This window comes from Paracoccus niistensis (assembly GCF_042432925.1).
Taxonomy (GTDB): Bacteria; Pseudomonadota; Alphaproteobacteria; order Rhodobacterales; family Rhodobacteraceae; genus Paracoccus; species Paracoccus niistensis.
This window is the reverse complement of the sequence record NZ_JBHLWE010000055.1, coordinates 1-1,591: the sequence shown is the minus strand read 5'-3', so window position 1 is coordinate 1,591 and position 1,591 is coordinate 1. Positions and strand designations below refer to the sequence as shown.

3 pseudogenes are annotated in these 1,591 nt (G+C 61.8%); 1 reads left to right on the top strand and 2 read right to left on the bottom strand.

Going from position 1 to position 1,591, the window contains the following annotated elements:
* Positions 1–354: 354 nt before the first annotated feature.
* Positions 355–745, bottom strand: a pseudogene (locus tag ACFFII_RS16950) (integrase core domain-containing protein); the annotation flags it as partial.
* A 136-nt stretch (positions 746–881) separates the two neighbouring features.
* On the opposite strand from ACFFII_RS16950, the pseudogene ACFFII_RS16945 reads away from it, so the two are divergent.
* A pseudogene (locus tag ACFFII_RS16945) lies at positions 882–1,180 on the top strand (IS110 family transposase); the annotation flags it as partial.
* A gap of 149 nt (positions 1,181–1,329) precedes the next feature.
* Here the strand turns inward: ACFFII_RS16945 and ACFFII_RS16940 are convergent.
* Positions 1,330–1,526 (bottom strand): annotated as a pseudogene (locus ACFFII_RS16940) (IS110 family transposase); the annotation flags it as partial.
* Between the last annotated feature and the right edge of the window lie 65 nt (positions 1,527–1,591).

Sequence of the window (1,591 nt, the reverse complement as noted above, 5' to 3'; positions counted from 1 at the left end):
CGTTCCACATTCGTGTCAACACAGTGTCAGCAAAACACAGGCGCCACGTGTCAGCGGATGAGGCCGAATGGCGCGGCACTCGCTGGATGATCGATGCGCACCCGCGAGCCTGATGGTCCGGACACTGCCGCGTACATAAGCATTAATCGGCATCCAAGTAGGTCCCCTGATCGAGTTACCTCTCCTGCGGACCGCAGAGCGCATCAGCCCGCCACAAGCGGCCTTTCAACGGTCGGAGGTGGCTTGCTCACGCTCATCGGTGGGCACATCTCATCCACTGGTTTCCCTCCTTTCTCTTGTTGCTAAAGCTAGGGCGACTTGATGGCCGGTGAACGTTGTTGATTTTTTCACCGGCTACAGCCTTCCAGGGTGCCGATCGTGCACGGAGAACTCTCGCTCCGAGCGGTCCAACAGAGATTGGTAGTCTGCGGGTTGCTTCTGGGCAAGCGTGCCGGGCGCGAAGCCATCAACTAGCGCAAGCGTCGGGCTCGCTTCGAGCGGCATGAGATTTGTCCAGGGATGAGTGCGGCCGGACGGTATTGTAGTCGTAGCGCCAGAGGGCAGGCTGGCGGCGAGCATCCTCCAGGGTATCGAAGATTTCCTCGTTCAGCCGTTCATCGCGGAGGCTGCCGTTGAATGACTTGATGAAGGTGTTCTGCTGCCGCTTCCCGAGATCGATGTAGTGCTAGGCAACGTCGTTCTGCTCGGCCCACTTCAGGATGGCTCGGCTGGTGAACTCGGGGCCGTAGCATGTTGGAAATGGCGCAGTGAAGAAAGCTTTCGCCGCGCGCGAAGCCATCAATCCGCGCACCGGGCGGCCATAGTAGGGGCTCAGGTCTCTATGATGGTTTTGCGAACCACACTACGGAGGAGCGCCCCCCATGACCAAGGCCCGTGATACGACGGGTACCCGCATCCTGGTAGGCATCAACGTATCGAAGCACTGCCATGAGGTGCTGATCGCTGTTCCCGGCAAGGCGCGACGGGGACGGATGACGGTGTTGAACACCGCGGCCGACTACCAGCGCCTGATCGAAGCTCTGCGCGGCTTCGAGTTGCCTGTGATGATCGGATTCGAAGCGACGGGCAATTATCACCGCGCCCTGATGTTCGCCCTAGGGATGCCGGGTTCGAACTGAATCTGGTCTCCTCGGTCGCGCTGGCCTGCACGTGCAAAGCTCGGTATCGAGGCCCGCGATCTTCCCGGCCAGCCCGGAGATCTGGTCCAGCAGGAGGCGCGCCAGCTCGCGCACGCCGCTGGCAGCATGCTATCATCTCCGCCGACGAGGGCCGCGGAGCGCCCGACATGCGCAGGACCGGCTGGGGCAATGATGCCCTGCTCGGCCAGGTGCGCGCAGATCATTGATTGTCTGGGTGCGCTGGTGAACCAAAAGGTCCCGGGTCCGGTAGGCCATCGCCGCCGCCTGCTGGGCCTCACTCTTCCCGGCGATGAACGGCATCGTCGGCCGCGAGGCCGCTTCCGTGATCGCTTCGGCATCGGCCATGTCGTTCTTTTGCCGCTGCAGCCTAGGGTCAGGACCCATTGATTTCAGGTTATGTGCGTGATGCTGAGGTGGCGAGGAGACCTGGC